We start from the raw sequence: 16,806 nt of genomic DNA on the forward strand, positions 1-16,806 counted from the left end.
GCCTGGGCTCTGCAGTGCGCCCGCGACGCCGCCGGTCCGTGCAGTTCGCTCATGGGGAAAGGCGCCGAAGCCGGTCCAGGACCAGTTCCGCACGCTCCGGCTCGGCGATCAGTCCAGGAAGGACATTGGCGAAGTCCGGGTGCGCCAGCAGCCTTGCCACTGCGGTGGCGACGGCTGACCGCAGTGCCTCGGGCGCTACTGCCATTTCGGGGATCAGTTCCTCGCGGCCGTCCACGATGTTCATGACATCTTCCAGGTCATGGCTCATCAGAAAGTCGCCGCCACCCCGATCGGCGAAGGCTTCGAGCTTGGTGGCGACGAAGGCCACGGCGCTGACCATCCGGATCGTGAGGCCGGCGCCCAGGTCAATCCGCTCTGCCGATGCCACGGCATAGGGATACCAGCGGTTGGAAAAACCAAGGACATCGGGCTCGACCGGCATCAGATCGAACAACAGCCCCGACGCCTTGTGTATCCACCGGCAGATCACCTCGCTGCCAGCATCGCGCACGAAGCCGAGCTGCTGCACCTGCGTCTCGACGTGGTGGAAGCCGATCCAGTCCGCCTGGATCACCGCGTCCACGTCACGGGTGGCGCGCACCGCCTCGGCCAACGGGTCGGTCACCAGCAACCCGGCCACCGCACCGCCGACGAAGACCACGCGTTCGCGCAGATCGCCCAGTGCTTCGGCGATACGGCGCAGGTGCGGCAGGTTCGGGTCAGTGGCGCGCATCGGCACTCTTTTCTTGGCCGGTCAATTCGCGCGCGATGAACTGGGCGGCAAGCGCACGCTCGCGCGCGCGTCCTGCTCGCAGTGCATCGAGAAGTGCCAGCAGGCGGTGCAAGGCAGGGTCCGCCAGCGCTGCCTCGGGAGCCGTCCGATACAGGGGCGACAGCGTCGGGCCCTTGCTGCTGCCCGAGGGATGGGCCCAGACCGGCGCCTCGCCTGCAGCGGCGCTCAACGTGCCGGCCAGTGGCTCGGTCCCGAAGGAAGTCGGCACGCCACGCTTAGCCGGCCCCAGGGCGGCCGGCCAGACATAGCGTGCGCCATGCACGACGAACTCCAGCAGGCTCGGCCGGACTGGCGACCATTCGCCTCGTGCGGGCGCCACGGCCAGACCGCTGGCGGTGGCGCGTCGCACACTGGCGTGGACCTCCGAAGCGCTCATGGCCAGCGCCGCTCCCAGCGCCGCATAGGTCCAGCGTTGGGGGGGGTTGGCCGCCACCTTCAGCAGCACCAGCAGATCCTGTGGTTTGAGTTCCATGCCTCGCCTTGTTCGCAATTCGCGAATGACGAATATCGACGAAGGCTCGGGCCTTTGCAACCCCTTGGATCGGGCCGCGCGACGTTCGGTCAGTGCCCCGCGCGACGTGTCGGCATCCAGCGCGGCCGTCAGCCTCTCACTGCAGCTTGATCCCGCGCGCCTGGATGATCTTGCTCATGATCGCCGCCTCGTCCTGCACGCGCAGGCGCATGCCCTCGGGCGAGGTGCCGACCGGCTGCCAGCCCTTGTCGAAGAGCTGCTGGCGCACCTCGGGGTTCTTCATGATGACCGCGATCTCCTTGGTGATGCGGGCCTTGGCCTGGGGCGACAGGCTGGCGGGGCCGAGCAGGGCGGTCCATACCTCCAGGTTGAAGTCGCGCACGCCGATGTCGGCCAGGGGGGCGTACTCCGGCGCCAGGGTGCTGCGGCCGCTGGTCAGGCCGATGGCCTTGAGCTTGCCGGCCTTGACCTGCGGAATCGCGATGGCGGGCGGCACCAGGGCCAGTTGCAGCTGGCCACCGATCATGGCGGTCACCACCTGCGGGTTGCCGGCGTAGGGCACGTGCGTGGCGTCCATGCCGGGGATGCGGTTCTTGAGCAGCTCCATGCCCAGGTGGCCCACCGAGCCCACGCCCACCGAGCCGTAGTTCCACTTCGTGCCCGAGGCGCGCGCCGCGGCCAGGAAGTCCTTGCCCGTGGGAATGTCGTTGCTGGCCACCAGCACCAGCGGCGCAGTGGCGATCAGCGAGAGGTAGCTGAAGTCCTTGGCCGGGTCGTAAGGCAGCTTGGAGTACAGCATCTTCGACGACGTGAGGTTGCCGTTGATGACGATGCCCAGCGTGTGGTCGTCCGTGGCCTTGGCCACGGTGTCGGCCGCGATGTTGCCGGAGGCGCCCGGCTTGTTGTCCACCACCACCGGCTGGCCGAGGGCCTTGGCCAGCGGCTCGGCCAGCACGCGCGCCGCGATGTCGGGCGTGGAGCCGCCCGGAAAGCCCACCACCAGGCGGATCGGCTTGCTGGGCCACGTGGCAGCGGTCTGGGCCTGCGCACCGCCAGCGGCCAGCAGGGCACAGGCGGTGGCGAGAAGGGTTCTGCGTGCAATCGACATGGGGATCGGTCAGGTGCCGGAAAGCTGAAGAGGCGCCGAGTCTAGAGGGCCACACCTGCATTGGCATGTCGCCTGCGGCATGGCCCGGCTAGGGCGGCGGCGAGTCGGCGCCGCCTTCGCGCAGGGCCTCTCGCATCAGGCCGCGGATGACCGGCAGGAAGGGCGGCTCGGACTTGCTGGCGATGGTGACCAGGCCGAAGCGCGCCTGCGTCTTCAAGGGCGGCGACATGGGCAACTCCACCAGGTGCGGCGCGCTGGCGCGGATGGCCAGCAGCACGGCGTCCGTGTCCTGCGTGACCTGCACGAGGTGCGAGATCTCGTCGCTGGTGAGCTTGACCAGCACCGCCGGATGCGCCTGCTCGCCGTAGCGCTCGACCAGGATGCGGGCCGTCTCCTCGCTCAGCGGCGTGGAGCACACGGGGTAGGCATTGAGCTGCGCGAAGCCCATGCGCGCAAGGCGGGCCAGCGGATGCCCCGGCCGGCACATGAACACGCCGTCCAGCTCGGCGATGTCCGTCACGCGCAGGTCGGGCGCGGGCCGCAGCGAGCGGATGTCGACCACCAGCGCGTCCAGCAGCCGGTCGCGCAGCATCTGTGCCAGGCTGGCCGTGTTGCTGCGGACGATGTCGACATGAAACTTGGGATAGTGCTGCGTGAAGTGCGACAGGATGACCGCACTCAGCAGCGCGCCGGGGCCGGAGCTCAGCCCCACGCGGATGCGCCCGCTGTCTTCCGGGCTCAGGGCGCGTCCGCAGTGGCGCAGCTGTTCGGCCTCTTCGACCAGCGCCTGGCTGCGCGCCAGCACCTCCTGGCCGAAGGCGGTCAGCTCGATGCGCTTGCCGATGCGGTCGAACAGCAGGCGGTCCAGCTCTTCCTCCAGCGCCTTGATGCTGCGGCTGAGGGCCGGCTGCGTCATGCACAGCACGTCCGACGCCCGCACGAAGGAGCCGGCGCGGGCCAGTTCGATGAAGTGCCGCAGTTGAACCAGGGTCATGTTCCATCCATGCGTTTTGGATCATTTATATCCAATCAGCAATGCATTGGACGACATGAATGGCCACTCCTACGATCCCGCTCCGTCCTTCACCCCCACGGCCAGGAGCCACTCGCATGAAGCCCTCGTTCAAAGCGCTGACCGGCGCATTCCTCAGCCTGCTGCTCGGCGCGAGCGCCTGGGCCCAGAGCTTTCCGACCCGGCCCGTGACGCTCATGGTGCCCTACCCGGCGGGCGGGGTGTCGGACGTCATCGCGCGCAGCCTCAACAACGTGCTGGCGCGCCAATTGGGGCAGCCGGTGATCGTCGAGAACCTGGGCGGTGCCAGCGGTGGCATCGCGGCGCAGAAGGTGCTCAACAGCCCGGCGGACGGCCACATGATCTTCCAGGGCTCGCCCAACGAGCTCGTCCTCGCGCCGCTGTCGAACGCGGCCATCAAGTACAAGCCGGAGGACTTCCGGCTGGTGCAGATGATCACCATCAACCCGCTGGTGATGCTGGCCCGCAGGGACCTGCCCGCCGCCAACGGCGACGAACTGGTCGCCTACGCGCGCAAGTCGGCCGCCGAGGGCAAGCCGCTCACCTTCGCCAGCGTGGGCCCCGGCTCGCTGTACCACCTGCTGGGCGAGCACCTGTCCAAGGCCACCGGCATCCCCATGACGCACGTGCCCTACAAGGGCGGCGCGCCCGCGCTGCAGGACGTGATGGCCGGGCAGGTCGACATCTTCATGACGCCCTACGGCCGCGGCCAGGTCGACATGGTGGAGCAGGGCAAGCTCAAGGCCACGGCGGTGCTCTCCGCCGACCGGCAGGCGCTGTTTCCCAAGGTGCCGACGCTCGACGAGAGCAAGGCCCTCAAGGGCTTCGTGTTCGAGACCTGGGCCGGCTTCTTCGTGCGCAAGGACACGCCCGAGCCGATCGTGCAGGCCCTGCACAAGGCCCTGAGCGAGGTGGCCGCCGACCCGACGGTGCGCGCGGCGCTGGAGGCCCAGGCCATGGTCGTGCCGGCGCCGCAGCCGCTGCCTGCGCTGGGCAAGCTGTATGCGGACAACACCGCCCGCTACCAGGCCATCGCCCGGTCCATGCACCTGCAGCCGCAATGACGCAGGCCGCGACGACGATGCAGGACGCGCCGTACCTGGGCCAGGCCCTGGCGCAGCGCGTGGGCGAGTTCATCCAGCTCCGCCGCGCCATCCATGCCCGGCCCGAACTCGCCTTCGAGGAACACGAGACGGCGGCGCTGGTCGCGCACAAGCTGCGCGGCTGGGGCTACGCGGTGACCACGGGCGTGGGCCGCACGGGTGTGGTGGGCACGCTGCGGCGCGGCGACGGACGCCGCGCCCTGGGCATCCGCGCCGACATGGACGCCCTGCCGGTGCCCGAGGCCAGCGGCCACGCCTGGGCCAGCCAGCGGCCCGGCCTGATGCATGCCTGCGGTCATGACGGCCACACCGCCACGCTGCTGGCCGCCGCCCGGCTGATCGCGGAAGACGTGGACTTCAGCGGCGTGCTGCACCTGATCTTCCAGCCCGCCGAGGAAGGCGCGGGCGGCGCGCTGGCGATGATGGCCGACGGCCTGTTCGAGCGCTTTCCCTGCGATGCGGTCTATGCGCTGCACAACATGCCGGGCATCGAGACCGGCCGCTTCTGCTTTCGCACGGGGCCGGCCATGGCCTCCAGCGACAACGTCACGATCACGCTGAAGGGGCGCGGCGGCCACGGCGCCTTTCCGCACCAGGCCTGCGACACGGTGGTGGCGGCGTCGTCCATCGTCATGGCACTGCAGACCGTGGTGGCGCGCAATGTCGATCCGCTCAAGACCGCCGTGGTGACGGTGGGCGCGCTGCACGCGGGCCAGGCCAACAACGTCATCCCCGAAGAGGCCCGGCTGGAACTGAGCATCCGCGCGCTGGACGAGGAGGTGCGCCAACTGGTCAAGGCCCGCATCCTCGCGCTGGTGGACCTGCAGGCACGCAGCTATGGCGTGGAGGCGGCCGTGGACTGGCGCGACGGCTATGCGGTGCTGGTCAACACCCTGCAGGAGACCGCGCTGGCGGTGGATGTGGCGACCGGGCTCTTCGGCCCGGCGCGCGTGGATGCCCAGGGGCCGATGTTCACCGCCAGCGAGGACTTCGCCTTCATGCTGCAGAAGGTGCCGGGCTGCTACCTCTTCGTGGGCAACGGCGCACCCGGCACGCCGGGCGGCTGCCATGTGCACAACCCGGGCTACGACTTCAACGACGACATCATTGCGCCCGCCGCCGCCTTCTGGAGCCACCTCACGGCGGCCTACCTGCAGGACGCCTGAGCGCCTTCTGGCCGATCAATCCAGGCTGATGTTGCCGCGCCGCACCAGCTCGCCGTAGACCTTGGACTTGATCTCGGCCTGGCGCGCGATCTCCTCGGGCGACCAGCCCAGCGGCTCGAAGGCGAAGGTGTCGAAACGGGCGCGGATCTCGGGGTCGGCGATCACCTTGGCCACGTCGGCGTTGATCTTCTTCTTGATGGCGTCCGGCACGCCCTTGGGCGCCAGCAGCGACACGAAGGAGTTGACCTCCAGCTCGGCCGGCCCACCCGACTCGGCCATGGTGGGCACGTCGGGCATCTGCGGCACGCGCTTCTTGGCCGCCACGGCCAGGTACTTGAGCTTGCCGGCCTTGTAGATGCCCTGGCTGGAGGGGATGCTGGCGAAGGCCCAGGGCACCTCGCCCGTGCCCACGTTGGCGTAGAGCTGCGACACCTCGCGATAGGGCGCATGGTTCATCTGCGTGCCGGTGAGCGCGTCCAGCTGCTGGCCGCCCAGGTGGCCCGGGCTGCCCACGCCCCAGGAGCCGTAGGTGATCTGGCCCGGCTTGGCCTTGGCCTCGGCGATCAGGTCGCGCATCGACTTCCACTTCGACTCGCTGCTCACCGCCACGAAGAAGGGCGTGCGAAAGAGCGCGGCCACGGGGTCGAAGTGCTGCAGGGTCACGAAGTTGCGCGACTTGTACAGGTGCGGCAGCGCGGCCAGGTGCTCGCTGTCGAACTGGATCAGCGTGTAGCCGTCGGGCGCCGCGCGCCGGGCCGCGTCGATGGCGATGAAACCACCGCCGCCGGGCTTGTTGTCGATGGTCACGCGCTGGTTCCAGAGCTTGCCCAGCTTGTCGCTGACCAGGCGCAGCACCGCGTCGGGGCCGCTGCCGGCCGCGAAGGGCGTGACGATGGTCACGGGCTTGGTGGGGTAGTCGGTGGTCTGGGCGAAGGCGGCCGAGGCCGCGAAGGTGGCGGCCATGCTGGCGGCCAGGGCGGGAAGCAGGAATTTCAAGGATGTCTCCGGTGTTGTTGGCAGGAATGGGAAAGCGGCTTCGGGCAGGCGCGCAAGCAATGCGGTCAGTTGACCTACGACCGCTCGGGCTGAGCCTGTCGCAGCCAGGGCAAGCGCGGGCCGACGTCCTGCCTGATGGTTATGGCGCTCAGGCGACAAGATCGTCGACCTGCATGCGGTACTGGTTCAGCGCCTCGAAGATCGGCGCATCGCCGAAGCGGAACAGGTCCAGCGAGGCGGCCTGTGCGTCGCAGGCGGCCGAGAAGGGTTGCCACGAGGGCACGACGAACAGGTCGCCGCGCTGCACGCGCCAGGTCTTGTCGCCCACGGTCACGCTGCCGGTGCCGTCGAACACCTGGTATACCGAGCCGCCCACCTCGCGCCAGGTGCGGGTGTGGCCACCGGCGCGCACGCGGTGCATCTCGCAGCGCATGGTGGGCAGCACGTCGCGGCCCGTGCCCGGGTGGGTGAAGCGCACGGCCGCATGGCCGGGGCTCAGCACGCCGGGGTGGCCCTCGTCCTCCAGCGCCAGCTGATCGGCCAGGGCGCGGTCGGTGTCGGCCCATCGGTAGGCCAGCAGCGGCGTGGCCGGCGTGTCGGCTTGCTGCGAAAGGGGCCGCAGGCCCGGATGGGCCCACAGCCGCTCGGAGCGCGAGCGCTCGGGCGTGGCGCATTCGGCCTCGCTCAACTGGTCACGGCCATGCTCGAAGAACTGCGACTCGGTGTAGTACGCAAAGGGAATGTCCAGCCCGTCGATCCAGGCCATGGGCTCGGTGGCGGCGTTGTGGTGGGCATGCCAGTTCCAGCCGGCCTGCGGCAGGAAGTCGCCGCGCGCCATGCGCACCGCGTCGCCGTTGACCACGGTCCACACGCCTTCGCCCTCGACCACGAAGCGGAAGGCGTTCTGCGTGTGGCGGTGCTCGGGCGCATGCTCGCCGGGCATCAGGTACTGGATGGCGGCCCACAGCGTGGGCGTGGCATAGGGCTGGCCGCCCAGCGCCGGGTTGGCCAGGGCGATGGCCCGGCGCTCGCCGCCGCGGCCCACCGGCACCAGCTGGCCGGCCTCGGCCGCGAGCTGCTTGAGCCGCTCCCAGCGCCACAGGTGCGGCGCCGCCTTGCTGCGCGGATGCGGCGGCATCAGGCTGCCGATCTGCGTCCACAGCGGCACCAGCAGCTCTTCCTCGAAGCCGTGGTAGAGCTGGCTCAGGGCGGGCGTGGGCTCGGGCTGGCCGGGCGCGGCCACGGCCTGCAGCCGCACGGGGGAGGGAAGGGTGTCGATCACGGCAGCCATATGAAGCGTCTCCTGGTGGGGGCACCCTCTCCCGCTGGGAGAGGGCGGGGGTGAGGGCCCGCGGCGATGGTGCAGCTGCAGCGCGTGAGAGGTCCGCGGCCCCTCACCCAGCCTCTCCCCAAAGGGGAGAGGAGCGGGGGCCATGCGCATGCTGCAGTCGCGCCGGCCGCCATCATGCCGCGGGGCCGATGGCCAGGGCGATCTCGCCCACGCCCTGCACGTGGCCCGTGATGCGGTCGCCGCTCTGGACCGGACCCACACCTTCGGGCGTGCCGGTGTAGATCAGGTCGCCGGGCTGCAGGTGGTAGTACTTCGACAGGTCTTCGATCAGCTCGGGGATGTTCCAGATCAGCTTGTCGAGGTCGGACTTCTGCTTGGTCTCGCCGTTGACCTGCAGCGCGATCTCGCCCTGCGACAGCACGGTACCGGCCATGGGCACGACCTCGGAGCAGACGGAGGACTGCTCCACATCCTTGCCCAGGTCCCAGGGCCGGCCCTTGTCGCGGGCCACCAGCTGCAGGTCGCGGCGGGTCATGTCCAGGCCGCAGGCATAGCCGTAGACAAGGCGGCCGGCGTCTTCGCGTGCCACGCGGAAGCCCGCGGCGCCGATGACCACCACCAGCTCCATCTCGAAGTGGAAGTTCTGCGTGCCGGGCGGGTAGGCCACGGTGGCGCCGGATTCGACCAGCGTGGAAGGCGCCTTGGTGAAGTAGAAGGGCTGCTCCACCGACTTGTCGACGGGGCGGCCCATCTCCACCGCATGGGCGTGGTAGTTGCGGCCGACGAAGAAGAGGCGGTTCACCGGCAGGCGTCGGCTGTCGCCACGCACGGGCAGGGAGGCGACGGGGGGTGGGGTCCAGAGGTAGTCGGTCATGGCGTGAGGGGATGACAGGATGGGTCGGGGTCGGCGCTTCGACAGGCTCAGCGCGAACGGTTGGGGGTGATTGAGCGCCAACGGGCAGGGTGATGTTTCGATGAATGTGATGCGAACGAGGCGGGCGGCAGGGTGTCAGCCGGTGGCCAAGCAGTTGCCTTCGGTCCATCCGTACAGCCACTCCATCGCGTCATAGAAGCGCTCCGGCGTGCGGCCCTTCCACAGGTCGTTGCGCACCAGGCGCTCCACACCCTTGGCGTGGAAGATGCGCCCCATCTCGCGCGCCGACAGCACCACGCGGGCCGTGCGCGCCACGCGAGAGCGCTGGTAGAGCGCCAAGGCCTTGTCCCACTGGTTGTCGTGCACGCGCAGGGCCTCGCCCAGCGTCACGGCGTCTTCCATGGCCATGCAGGCGCCCTGGGCCAGGTACTGCAGCGTGGGATGGGCGGCGTCGCCCAGCAGCGCTGCCCGACCGAAGACCCACTGCCCGATGGGCTCGCGGTCCGCGGTGGCCCAGCGCTTCCAGTCCTTGGGCAGGTCGATCAGCTGGCGGGCGCGGGCGCAGATGCCCTCGAAGTAGCTCTGCACCTCTTCGCGGCTGCCCTCGCGCACGCTCCACTCCTCCTGCTCGCGGCTGTGGAAGGTGACGACCACGTTGTACTGCTCGCCGCCGCGCAGCGGGTAGTGCACCAGGTGGCAGTTGGGCCCCACCCAGATGCTGGCGGCATTCCATTGCAGGTCGGGCGGAAAGTCGGCGCGGTCCACCACGGCGCGGTAGACCACGTGGCCCGACACGCGCGCGTCGTCGCCCACATATTGCCGCCGCACCGCCGACTTCACGCCGTCCGCGCCGATCAGCGCGCAGCCACGGAAGCTGCGGCCATCGCTGCTGACCACGGTCACGCCCTCATCGTCCTGCGCAATGCGCTGCACCTGCGTGGCGGTGGCGATCTCCACCCGGCCGGTGGCATGGGCGCCTTCGAGCAGCGAGCCGTGCACGTCGGCGCGGTGGATCACGGCATAGGGGTTGCCGAAGCGCTGCCGGAAGGCCTCGCCGGTGGGGATGCGGCCCACCAGCGTCTCGTCCAGCGCGTCGTGCATCACCATCTCGTCGGTGTAGACGGCGCGGGCGCGGGCGATCTCGCCAATGCCCAGCGCGTCGAAGGCCGCGAAGGCATTGGGCCCCAGCTGGATGCCGGCACCGATCTCGCCCAGCTGCGCGGCCTGCTCCAGCACCATCACGTCGAAGCCACGGCGCACGAGGGCCAGCGCGGCGGCGATGCCGCCGATGCCGCCACCGGCCACCAGCACCGGCAGGGGGGAGGAAGAAGTGGATGCGCGTGGGGATGCTGCGAGTGATGCCATGCCTGTCTCCGGCTGTTCTGCATTGATGCCTGTCAATGGCGTGGATTGTTCGCAGGCCCCACTATTGCCTCAAGCACTGTGGCTGATACTCGGCATCGCGTTTTTCGATAGTGGGGTGCGCGCATGTCCAAGCTGGACCTGGAATGGCTCAGGGTGTTCGACGAGGTCTGGCAGACCGCCAGCGTCTCCAAGGCGGCCGAGCGCCTGGGCATGGCGCAGGCGGCGGCCAGCACGGCGCTCAACAAGCTGCGCGCGCATTTCGACGACCGCCTGTTCGAGCGCACGGCGCTGGGCATGCAGCCCACGCCGCATGCGCAGAAGATCCAGCCCGCCCTGCGCGAGGCGCTGGCGCAGATCGAGCGGGCCCGCGCCAGCCGCGAGGCCTTCGACCCGGCCACGGCGCAGCGGCGCTTCCGCATCTGCCTCACGGACATCAGCGAGGTGGTGCTGCTGCCGCGCCTGCTGGACCACCTGGGCCGCGAGGCCCCGGGCGTGCAGGTGGAGACCGAGATCGTCTCGGCCGCCAGCGCGCGCCGGCTGGAGGATGGCGAGGTCGACCTGGCCGTGGGCTTCATGCCGCAGCTGGAGGCCGGCTTCTACGGCCAGACGCTGTTCCGCCAGAACTTCGTCTGCCTGGTCGCGAAAGACCACCCGCGCATTGGCGCGCGGCTCACGCGCAAGGGCTTCGCCGCCGAGTCGCACGCCCTGATCGCCTCCTCGGGCACCGGCCATGCCATCGTCGACAAGACCATCGCCCGCGCCGGCATCGAGCGCAAGGTGGCGGTGCGGCTGTCCAGCTTCCTGGGCGTGGCGCGCATCGTGGCGCAGACCGAACTGGTGGTGATCGTGCCGCGCGTGCTGGGCCAGATCCTGGCCACGCAGGAGCCGGTGCGCATCATCGAGCCGCCCTTCGCGCTGCCGGCCTATGCGGTCAAGCAGCACTGGCATGCGCGCTTCCATGCCGACGATGGCAACGCCTGGCTGCGGCGGACGATGGCGCAGCTGTTCGGCGGCGGCGCGGCGCCCGGATAATCCGCCGCTCCCACCCCACTGTCACTTGCGAGACTCGCCGCCATGTCCTCCATCGTCCTGCGCTTCCTGGCCGAACCCAGCACCGTCAACTTCGGCGGCAAGGTCCACGGCGGCACCGTCATGAAGTGGATCGACGAGGCCGGCTATGCCTGCGCCACCGGCTGGTCGCACAACTACTGCGTCACCGTGTTCATCGGCAGCATCCGCTTCCACCGTCCGATCATGATCGGCGACCTGGTCGAGGTGGAGGCCCGCATGGCCTACACCGGCACCACCAGCATGAACATCTCGGTCGAGGTGCGCAGCGGCGACTTGAAGGGCGGCAAGATGGTCCGAACCACCGAATGCCTGATCGTCTTCGTGGCGGTCGATTCGCACGGCCGGCCGCTGCCCGTGGACGCCTACAAACCCCAGACCCCCGGCGAGATCGCCCTGGCCGAGCGCGCCCGCGCCCACCTGGACGCCGCCCGCAAGGTGGCCGATGCGCCGCCGCCCAGCCTGAGCGGCGCGGCGGATTGAGCGACCGCCAGGGTCGCGGCGCGTCGACTCACCCCTGCCCGCTCGGGCTGAGCTCGTCGAAGCCGGGCTTGGCTTCCAGGTCCTAGGGTTTTCCCGAAACCCCGCGTCCGGCGCGCCGGACGCGCTCGCCGCATGCAGTCCGGCAGCGCCCTGGCGGCGCACCGGAAGGCTTCAAAAATCCATTTAAAAACAACTACTTGCGACGCCTCCGCAGCCCTCCCGGGCTGGCACCCTCCTTGCGCTGATCAGCGGCCGCCATCGATGGCGCCCTTTCCGCAACGGAGACACCCCAGGAGCCCGCATGCAAGACCCCACACCCGCCCGCCGCCAGCCGCTATACCGGTCCCTCTATTTCCAGGTCATCGTCGCCATCGTCATCGGCGTGCTCCTGGGCCACTTCTATCCCGCCCTCGGCACCGACATGAAGCCGCTGGGCGACGGCTTCATCAAGCTCATCAAGATGATCATCGCGCCGATCATCTTCTGCACCGTGGTGGTCGGCATCGCGGGCATGGAGGACATGAAGAAGGTCGGCAAGACCGGCGGCTATGCCCTGCTGTACTTCGAGATCATGAGCACCGTGGCGCTGATCATCGGCCTGATCATCGTCAACGTGGTCAAGCCCGGCGTGGGCATGAACGTGGACCCGGCCTCGCTCGACACCAAGGCCATCGCCGCCTACACCGGCCCGGGCAAGATGCAGAGCACGACCGAGTTCCTGCTGGCCATCATCCCCAACACGGTGGTGGACGCCTTCGCCAAGGGCGAGATGCTGCAGGTGCTGCTGGTGGCCGTGCTCTTCGGCTTCGCGCTGCACCGCTTCGGCGGCCGCGGCACGCTGGTGTTCGACATGATCGAGAAGTCCTCGCACGTGCTCTTCGTGATCGTGGGCTACATCATGAAGGTGGCGCCCATCGGCGCCTTCGGCGCCATGGCCTTCACCATCGGCAAGTACGGCGTGGGCTCGCTCAAGCAGCTGGCCTTCCTGATGGGCACCTTCTATGCCACCTGCTTCGTCTTCGTGTTCCTGGTGCTGGGCATCGTGGCGCGCCTGCACGGCTTCAGCATCTGGAAGCTGGTCAAGTACATCAAGGAAGAACTGCTGATCGTGCTGGGCACCAGCAGCTCCGAAGCCGCGCTGCCGCGGATCATGGCCAAGCTGGAGAACCTCGGCGTGCGCAAGTCCACGGTCGGCCTGGTGGTGCCCACGGGCTATTCCTTCAACCTGGACGGCACCTCCATCTACCTGACCATGGCCGCGGTGTTCATCGCCCAGGCCACCAACACCCAGCTGGACATCACGCACCAGATCACGCTGCTGCTGGTGCTGCTGCTCACCTCCAAGGGCGCCGCCGGCGTCACGGGCAGCGGCTTCATCGTGCTGGCCGCCACGCTGTCGGCGGTGGGCCATGTGCCGGTGGCCGGCCTGGCGCTGATCCTGGGCATCGACCGCTTCATGAGCGAGGCCCGGGCCCTGACCAACCTGGTGGGCAACACCGTCGCCTCGGTGGTGGTCGGCAAGTGGACCGGCGACCTGGACGAGAGCCGCATGCACGAGGTGCTGAACAACGAGAGCACGCTCGAAGCCGACGCGCCGGAGCAGGTGCTGGACGCCACGACAGCGCGCTTCCCCACGAAGGCAGCCTGAGAAGCCACGGCGGCGCCGGCCGCCGCCCGCCACGGCCATACTCGCGCCGTGGCATCCAACTCCCCAGGGGCGCGACGCGCCCCTTTTTCATTCCTGCCGACCGGCGCCGGGCGCACCCGCCTGGGCCCCGCGCTGGCCGTGCTCGCCCTGGTGGCGCTGGCCGCCTGGGGCGCCTACGCCCTGGCGCTGCGCGTCGGGCTGGACCGCCTGGGCGAGGCGGCGGACCACCGGCTGGACATGGAGGTCGGTCGCATCGAGGCCGAGCTGGCCCGCTTCGACTACCTGCCCGCCCTGCTGGAAACTTCGCCCCAGGTGCAGCAGCTGCTGGCCAGCCCCTTCGACCCGGCGCTGCGTGCGCAGGCCAGCCACTACCTGCATGCGCTCAACGCCATCGCCGGGGCCGAGACGCTGTACGTGCTGGAGCCCGGCGGCGTGGCCGCGGCCGCCAGCGACGATGGCCAACTCGGCACGCCCGCCGGCCAGAACCTGTCGTACCGGCCCTACCTGCGCGAGGCCCTGGCCGGCGGGCGTGGGCGCTTCTACGGCATCGGCGTCACCAGCCGGGTGCCGGGCTACTACCTGGCCTATGCGCTGCCGCGCGGTGGCCCCGTGCGCGGCGTGGCCACCGTCAAGATCGACCTGCGCCCCGCGGCGCTGGCCTGGCGTCAGCTGCCCGGCGAGATGCTGCTGCTCGACGAGCACCAGGTCGCCATCCTGGCCTCGCGCGAGGACTGGAAATACCGCCCCATCGCGCCGCTGCCCGAGGCCGAGCGGGCCGAGGCAGCCGCCTCGCGCCGCTACGGCGACGCCCCGCTCACGCCTCTGGCGTGGCGCATGGCCGGCGACGGCCCGCTGGAGCCCGGCCCGGTGCGCGAGGTGCGCCTGGACGGCCGCAGCTACGCCGCCACCGTGCACCGCCTGGATGCCGGCCGCTGGCGCCTGGTGCTGCTGAGCGACGAGGGTCCCGTGCGGGCCGTGGCCGCCGCCGCGGCCGCCGGTGCCGCGCTGGCGGCCGCCGCGCTGCTGCTGGGCCTGCTCGTGCTGCGCCAGCGCCGCCGGCTGGTGCGCCAGCAATTGGCCAGCCGCGCCGCGCTGCAGGCGGCCAACGATTCGCTGGAACGCCGCGTGCAGGAGCGCACCGCCGAGCTTCGCGCCGCCCAGGCCGAGCTGGTGCATGCCGGCCAGCTGGCCGTGCTCGGCCAGATGTCGGCCGGCATGGTGCACGAGCTCAACCAGCCGCTGGCGGCGCTGCACACGCTGTCGGACAACGCGGTGCTGCTGCTGGAGCGGGGCCGCAGCGAGGATGCACGCGCCAATCTCTCACGCATCGCGCAGCTGGTGCACCGGCTGGGCCGGCTCACGGCGCAGCTCAAGGTCTTTGCGCACAAGCGCACCGAGCCGCCCGTCCCGGTGCTGCTGGAGCGGGCGCTGCGCGAGGCCGCGCTGCTGCATGCGCCCCGCCTGCGCGAGCTGGGCGTGGACCTGCGCACCGACAGCCTGCCCGCCACCCTGGCGGTGATGGCCGAGGAGACGCGCCTGGTGCAGGTGCTGGCCAACCTCGTCGGCAACGCTGCCGATGCGCTGGCCGAGGTGCCGGCGGGTACGCGATGGATCGCGGTGACGGCGCAGTGCGGCGATCCCCTGCGCATGGAGGCCCCGGCTGAAGGGCCGCGCCCGTCCGTGGCCAGCGCCGAGCCGCAGCACGAGTCCGACCGGCACAGCGTTGCGCCCCTCTGCCGCATCGTCGTCGCCAACAGCGGCCCGCCCATCCCGCCCGAGGTGCAGGCGCGGCTGTTCGAGCCTTTCTTCACCACCAAGCCCGCCGGCCGCGGCCTGGGCCTGGGGTTGATGATGTCGGCCCATATCATCCAGGCATTCGGCGGCAGCCTGCGCGTGGCGCGGCCCGACGAGATGGCCGACGGGGCTGGCGCCGCCTTCGTCATCGAGCTGCCCGCCGACGTGGGCGCCGACGCAACCGCCCCCCGCCAACAACCATGAACGCCCCCACCCATCCCATCCGCGTGCTGCTGGTCGAGGACGACGAGGACGTGCGCCTGGGCGCCGCCCAGGCCCTCGACCTGGCCGGCTTCGAGGTCCAGGCCTTCGGCGCCGTCGAGCCCGCGCGCGCCGCCATCACCGAGGGCGTGCCGGCCGTGGTGGTGTGCGATGTGCAACTGCCCGGCCAGAGCGGCCTGGGCTGGCAGGCCGAGCTGCACAAGACCGACCCGCAGCTGCCCGTGATCCTGGTCACCGGCCATGGCGACATCGCCATGGCCGTGCAGGCCATGCGCGACGGTGCCTACGACTTCATCGAGAAGCCCTATGCCTCCGACCGGCTGGTGGCCGTGGTGCGCCGCGCCGCCGAGCAGCGCCGGCTGGCGCTGGAGGTCGAATCGCTGCGCCGCGCGCTGGACGACTGGAGCGGCATCAAGGCCACGCTCATCGGCCGCTCCGCCGCCATGGAGCGGGTGCGGCAGGCCGTGCGCACGCTGGCGGCCACGCCGGCCGACGTGGTCATCTATGGCGAAACGGGCACCGGCAAGGACCTGGTCGCCCGCTGCCTGCATGAGCGCAGCAGCCGGCGCGGCGGCCACTTCGTGCCGGTCAACTGCGGCGGCCTTCCCGAAAATCTGGTCGACAGCGAACTCTTCGGCCACGAGGCCGGCGCCTTCACCGGCGCCGTCAAGCGCCGCATCGGCAAGTTCGAGCATGCGCACGGCGGCACGCTGTTCCTCGACGAGATCGAGAGCATGCCGATGGCGGTGCAGGTCAAGCTGCTGCGCGCGCTGCAGGAGCGCACCATCGAGCGCGTGGGCTCCAACCAGCAGGTGAGCGTGGACTGCCGGGTGATCGCCGCCAGCAAGGTGGACCTGCGCGAGGCCAGCGAGCAGGGACGCTTTCGCGCCGACCTGTACTACCGCCTGGGTGTGGCCTTCATCGAGTTGCCGCCCTTGCGCGAGCGGCGCGAGGACATCCCGCTGCTCTTCGAGCACTTCACGCTGCAGGCGGCCAAGCGCTACGGCCAGCCGGCGCCGGTGCCCGACACCCAGGCGCTGTCGGCGCTGCTCGGCCACGCGTGGCCCGGCAACGTGCGCGAGCTGCGCAACGTGGCCGACCGCTACGTGCTCGGCCTGCTGGGCGACAGTTTTTCCGACGCCCTGGGCGGTGGCCAGCGCGGCGTCTCGCTGCCCGAGCATATGGAGCAGATCGAGCGCACCCTGCTCAGCGAGGCCCTGCGCCGCCTGCAGGGCGACGTGCCCCAGGCCGCCAAGGAACTGGGCATCGCCAAGGCCACGCTGTACGACAAGCTCAAGCGGCTGGGGATCGATGCGGCGGGGTATCGGCGGGAGGAATGAGTGTGCGGCCAAGCGTCGGTCCAGCGGCAATCGAACCGGAAAATGAACCG

The 16,806-nt window shown here is 70.3% G+C and carries 15 protein-coding genes; 7 read left to right on the plus strand and 8 right to left on the minus strand.

Going from position 1 to position 16,806, the window contains the following annotated elements; translation table 11 throughout:
- Positions 1 to 49 precede the first annotated feature (49 nt).
- From ABIC63_RS17265 to ABIC63_RS17280, 4 genes are all read right to left on the minus strand, one after another.
- Positions 50 to 733, minus strand: a complete 684-nt coding sequence (locus ABIC63_RS17265) for a hypothetical protein (RefSeq protein WP_294366476.1) — start codon at positions 731 to 733, stop codon at positions 50 to 52.
- The gene (locus ABIC63_RS17270; protein ID WP_294366478.1) at positions 720 to 1,265 is read right to left on the minus strand and encodes a hypothetical protein; all 546 of its coding nucleotides are present in this window, start codon (positions 1,263 to 1,265) and stop codon (positions 720 to 722) included. The genes ABIC63_RS17265 and ABIC63_RS17270 overlap by 14 nt, the downstream gene beginning before the upstream one ends.
- 136 nt (positions 1,266 to 1,401) lie before the next feature.
- Entirely contained in the window at positions 1,402 to 2,373 is a 972-nt protein-coding gene (locus tag ABIC63_RS17275; protein WP_354320682.1) for a Bug family tripartite tricarboxylate transporter substrate binding protein, read from the minus strand.
- An 88-nt stretch (positions 2,374 to 2,461) separates the two neighbouring features.
- Entirely contained in the window at positions 2,462 to 3,367 is a 906-nt protein-coding gene (locus ABIC63_RS17280; protein ID WP_354320683.1) for a LysR family transcriptional regulator, read from the minus strand.
- A 116-nt stretch (positions 3,368 to 3,483) separates the two neighbouring features.
- On the opposite strand from ABIC63_RS17280, the gene ABIC63_RS17285 reads away from it, so the two are divergent.
- Positions 3,484 to 4,470: a Bug family tripartite tricarboxylate transporter substrate binding protein gene (locus ABIC63_RS17285; protein WP_354320684.1), complete on the plus strand. Its 987-nt coding sequence runs from the start codon at positions 3,484 to 3,486 to the stop codon at positions 4,468 to 4,470.
- Between the two features lie 17 nt (positions 4,471 to 4,487).
- Complete coding sequence (locus tag ABIC63_RS17290; protein ID WP_354320782.1) at positions 4,488 to 5,675, plus strand: M20 aminoacylase family protein; 1,188 nt, start codon at positions 4,488 to 4,490, stop codon at positions 5,673 to 5,675.
- A gap of 15 nt (positions 5,676 to 5,690) precedes the next feature.
- Here the strand turns inward: ABIC63_RS17290 and ABIC63_RS17295 are convergent, their stop codons facing one another.
- The 4 genes from ABIC63_RS17295 to ABIC63_RS17310 all read right to left on the minus strand — a co-directional run bounded on the left by ABIC63_RS17295 (position 5,691) and on the right by ABIC63_RS17310 (position 10,201).
- Positions 5,691 to 6,638, minus strand: a complete 948-nt coding sequence (locus tag ABIC63_RS17295) for a Bug family tripartite tricarboxylate transporter substrate binding protein (RefSeq protein ID WP_354320783.1) — start codon at positions 6,636 to 6,638, stop codon at positions 5,691 to 5,693.
- A 181-nt stretch (positions 6,639 to 6,819) separates the two neighbouring features.
- Complete coding sequence (locus tag ABIC63_RS17300) at positions 6,820 to 7,962, minus strand: cupin domain-containing protein (protein ID WP_354320685.1); 1,143 nt, start codon at positions 7,960 to 7,962, stop codon at positions 6,820 to 6,822.
- 172 nt (positions 7,963 to 8,134) lie between these two features.
- Positions 8,135 to 8,836, minus strand: coding sequence for a fumarylacetoacetate hydrolase family protein (locus tag ABIC63_RS17305; protein WP_354320686.1), 702 nt, complete (start codon positions 8,834 to 8,836; stop codon positions 8,135 to 8,137).
- Between the two features lie 135 nt (positions 8,837 to 8,971).
- The gene (locus ABIC63_RS17310) at positions 8,972 to 10,201 is read right to left on the minus strand and encodes a 3-hydroxybenzoate 6-monooxygenase (RefSeq protein ID WP_354320687.1); all 1,230 of its coding nucleotides are present in this window, start codon (positions 10,199 to 10,201) and stop codon (positions 8,972 to 8,974) included.
- A 123-nt stretch (positions 10,202 to 10,324) separates the two neighbouring features.
- Between ABIC63_RS17310 and ABIC63_RS17315 the strand changes: the two genes are divergently transcribed.
- From ABIC63_RS17315 to ABIC63_RS17335, 5 genes are all read left to right on the plus strand, one after another.
- On the plus strand, positions 10,325 to 11,233 hold the full coding sequence (locus ABIC63_RS17315; protein WP_354320688.1) for a LysR family transcriptional regulator: 909 nt from the start codon (positions 10,325 to 10,327) through the stop codon (positions 11,231 to 11,233).
- A gap of 42 nt (positions 11,234 to 11,275) precedes the next feature.
- Positions 11,276 to 11,752, plus strand: a complete 477-nt coding sequence (locus ABIC63_RS17320) for an acyl-CoA thioesterase (protein WP_354320689.1) — start codon at positions 11,276 to 11,278, stop codon at positions 11,750 to 11,752.
- Positions 11,753 to 12,053: 301 nt separating this feature from the next.
- Positions 12,054 to 13,400: a dicarboxylate/amino acid:cation symporter gene (locus ABIC63_RS17325; RefSeq protein WP_294366495.1), complete on the plus strand. Its 1,347-nt coding sequence runs from the start codon at positions 12,054 to 12,056 to the stop codon at positions 13,398 to 13,400.
- A gap of 48 nt (positions 13,401 to 13,448) precedes the next feature.
- Positions 13,449 to 15,398, plus strand: a complete 1,950-nt coding sequence (locus ABIC63_RS17330; RefSeq protein ID WP_354320690.1) for a sensor histidine kinase — start codon at positions 13,449 to 13,451, stop codon at positions 15,396 to 15,398.
- Complete coding sequence (locus tag ABIC63_RS17335; protein WP_354320691.1) at positions 15,395 to 16,756, plus strand: sigma-54-dependent transcriptional regulator; 1,362 nt, start codon at positions 15,395 to 15,397, stop codon at positions 16,754 to 16,756. Before ABIC63_RS17330 ends, ABIC63_RS17335 begins: the two co-directional genes overlap by 4 nt.
- Positions 16,757 to 16,806: the final 50 nt, after the last annotated feature.

The sequence above is a fragment of the Pseudacidovorax sp. 1753 genome (assembly GCF_040544975.1).
In the GTDB taxonomy this organism is placed as follows: Bacteria; Pseudomonadota; Gammaproteobacteria; order Burkholderiales; family Burkholderiaceae_C; genus Xenophilus.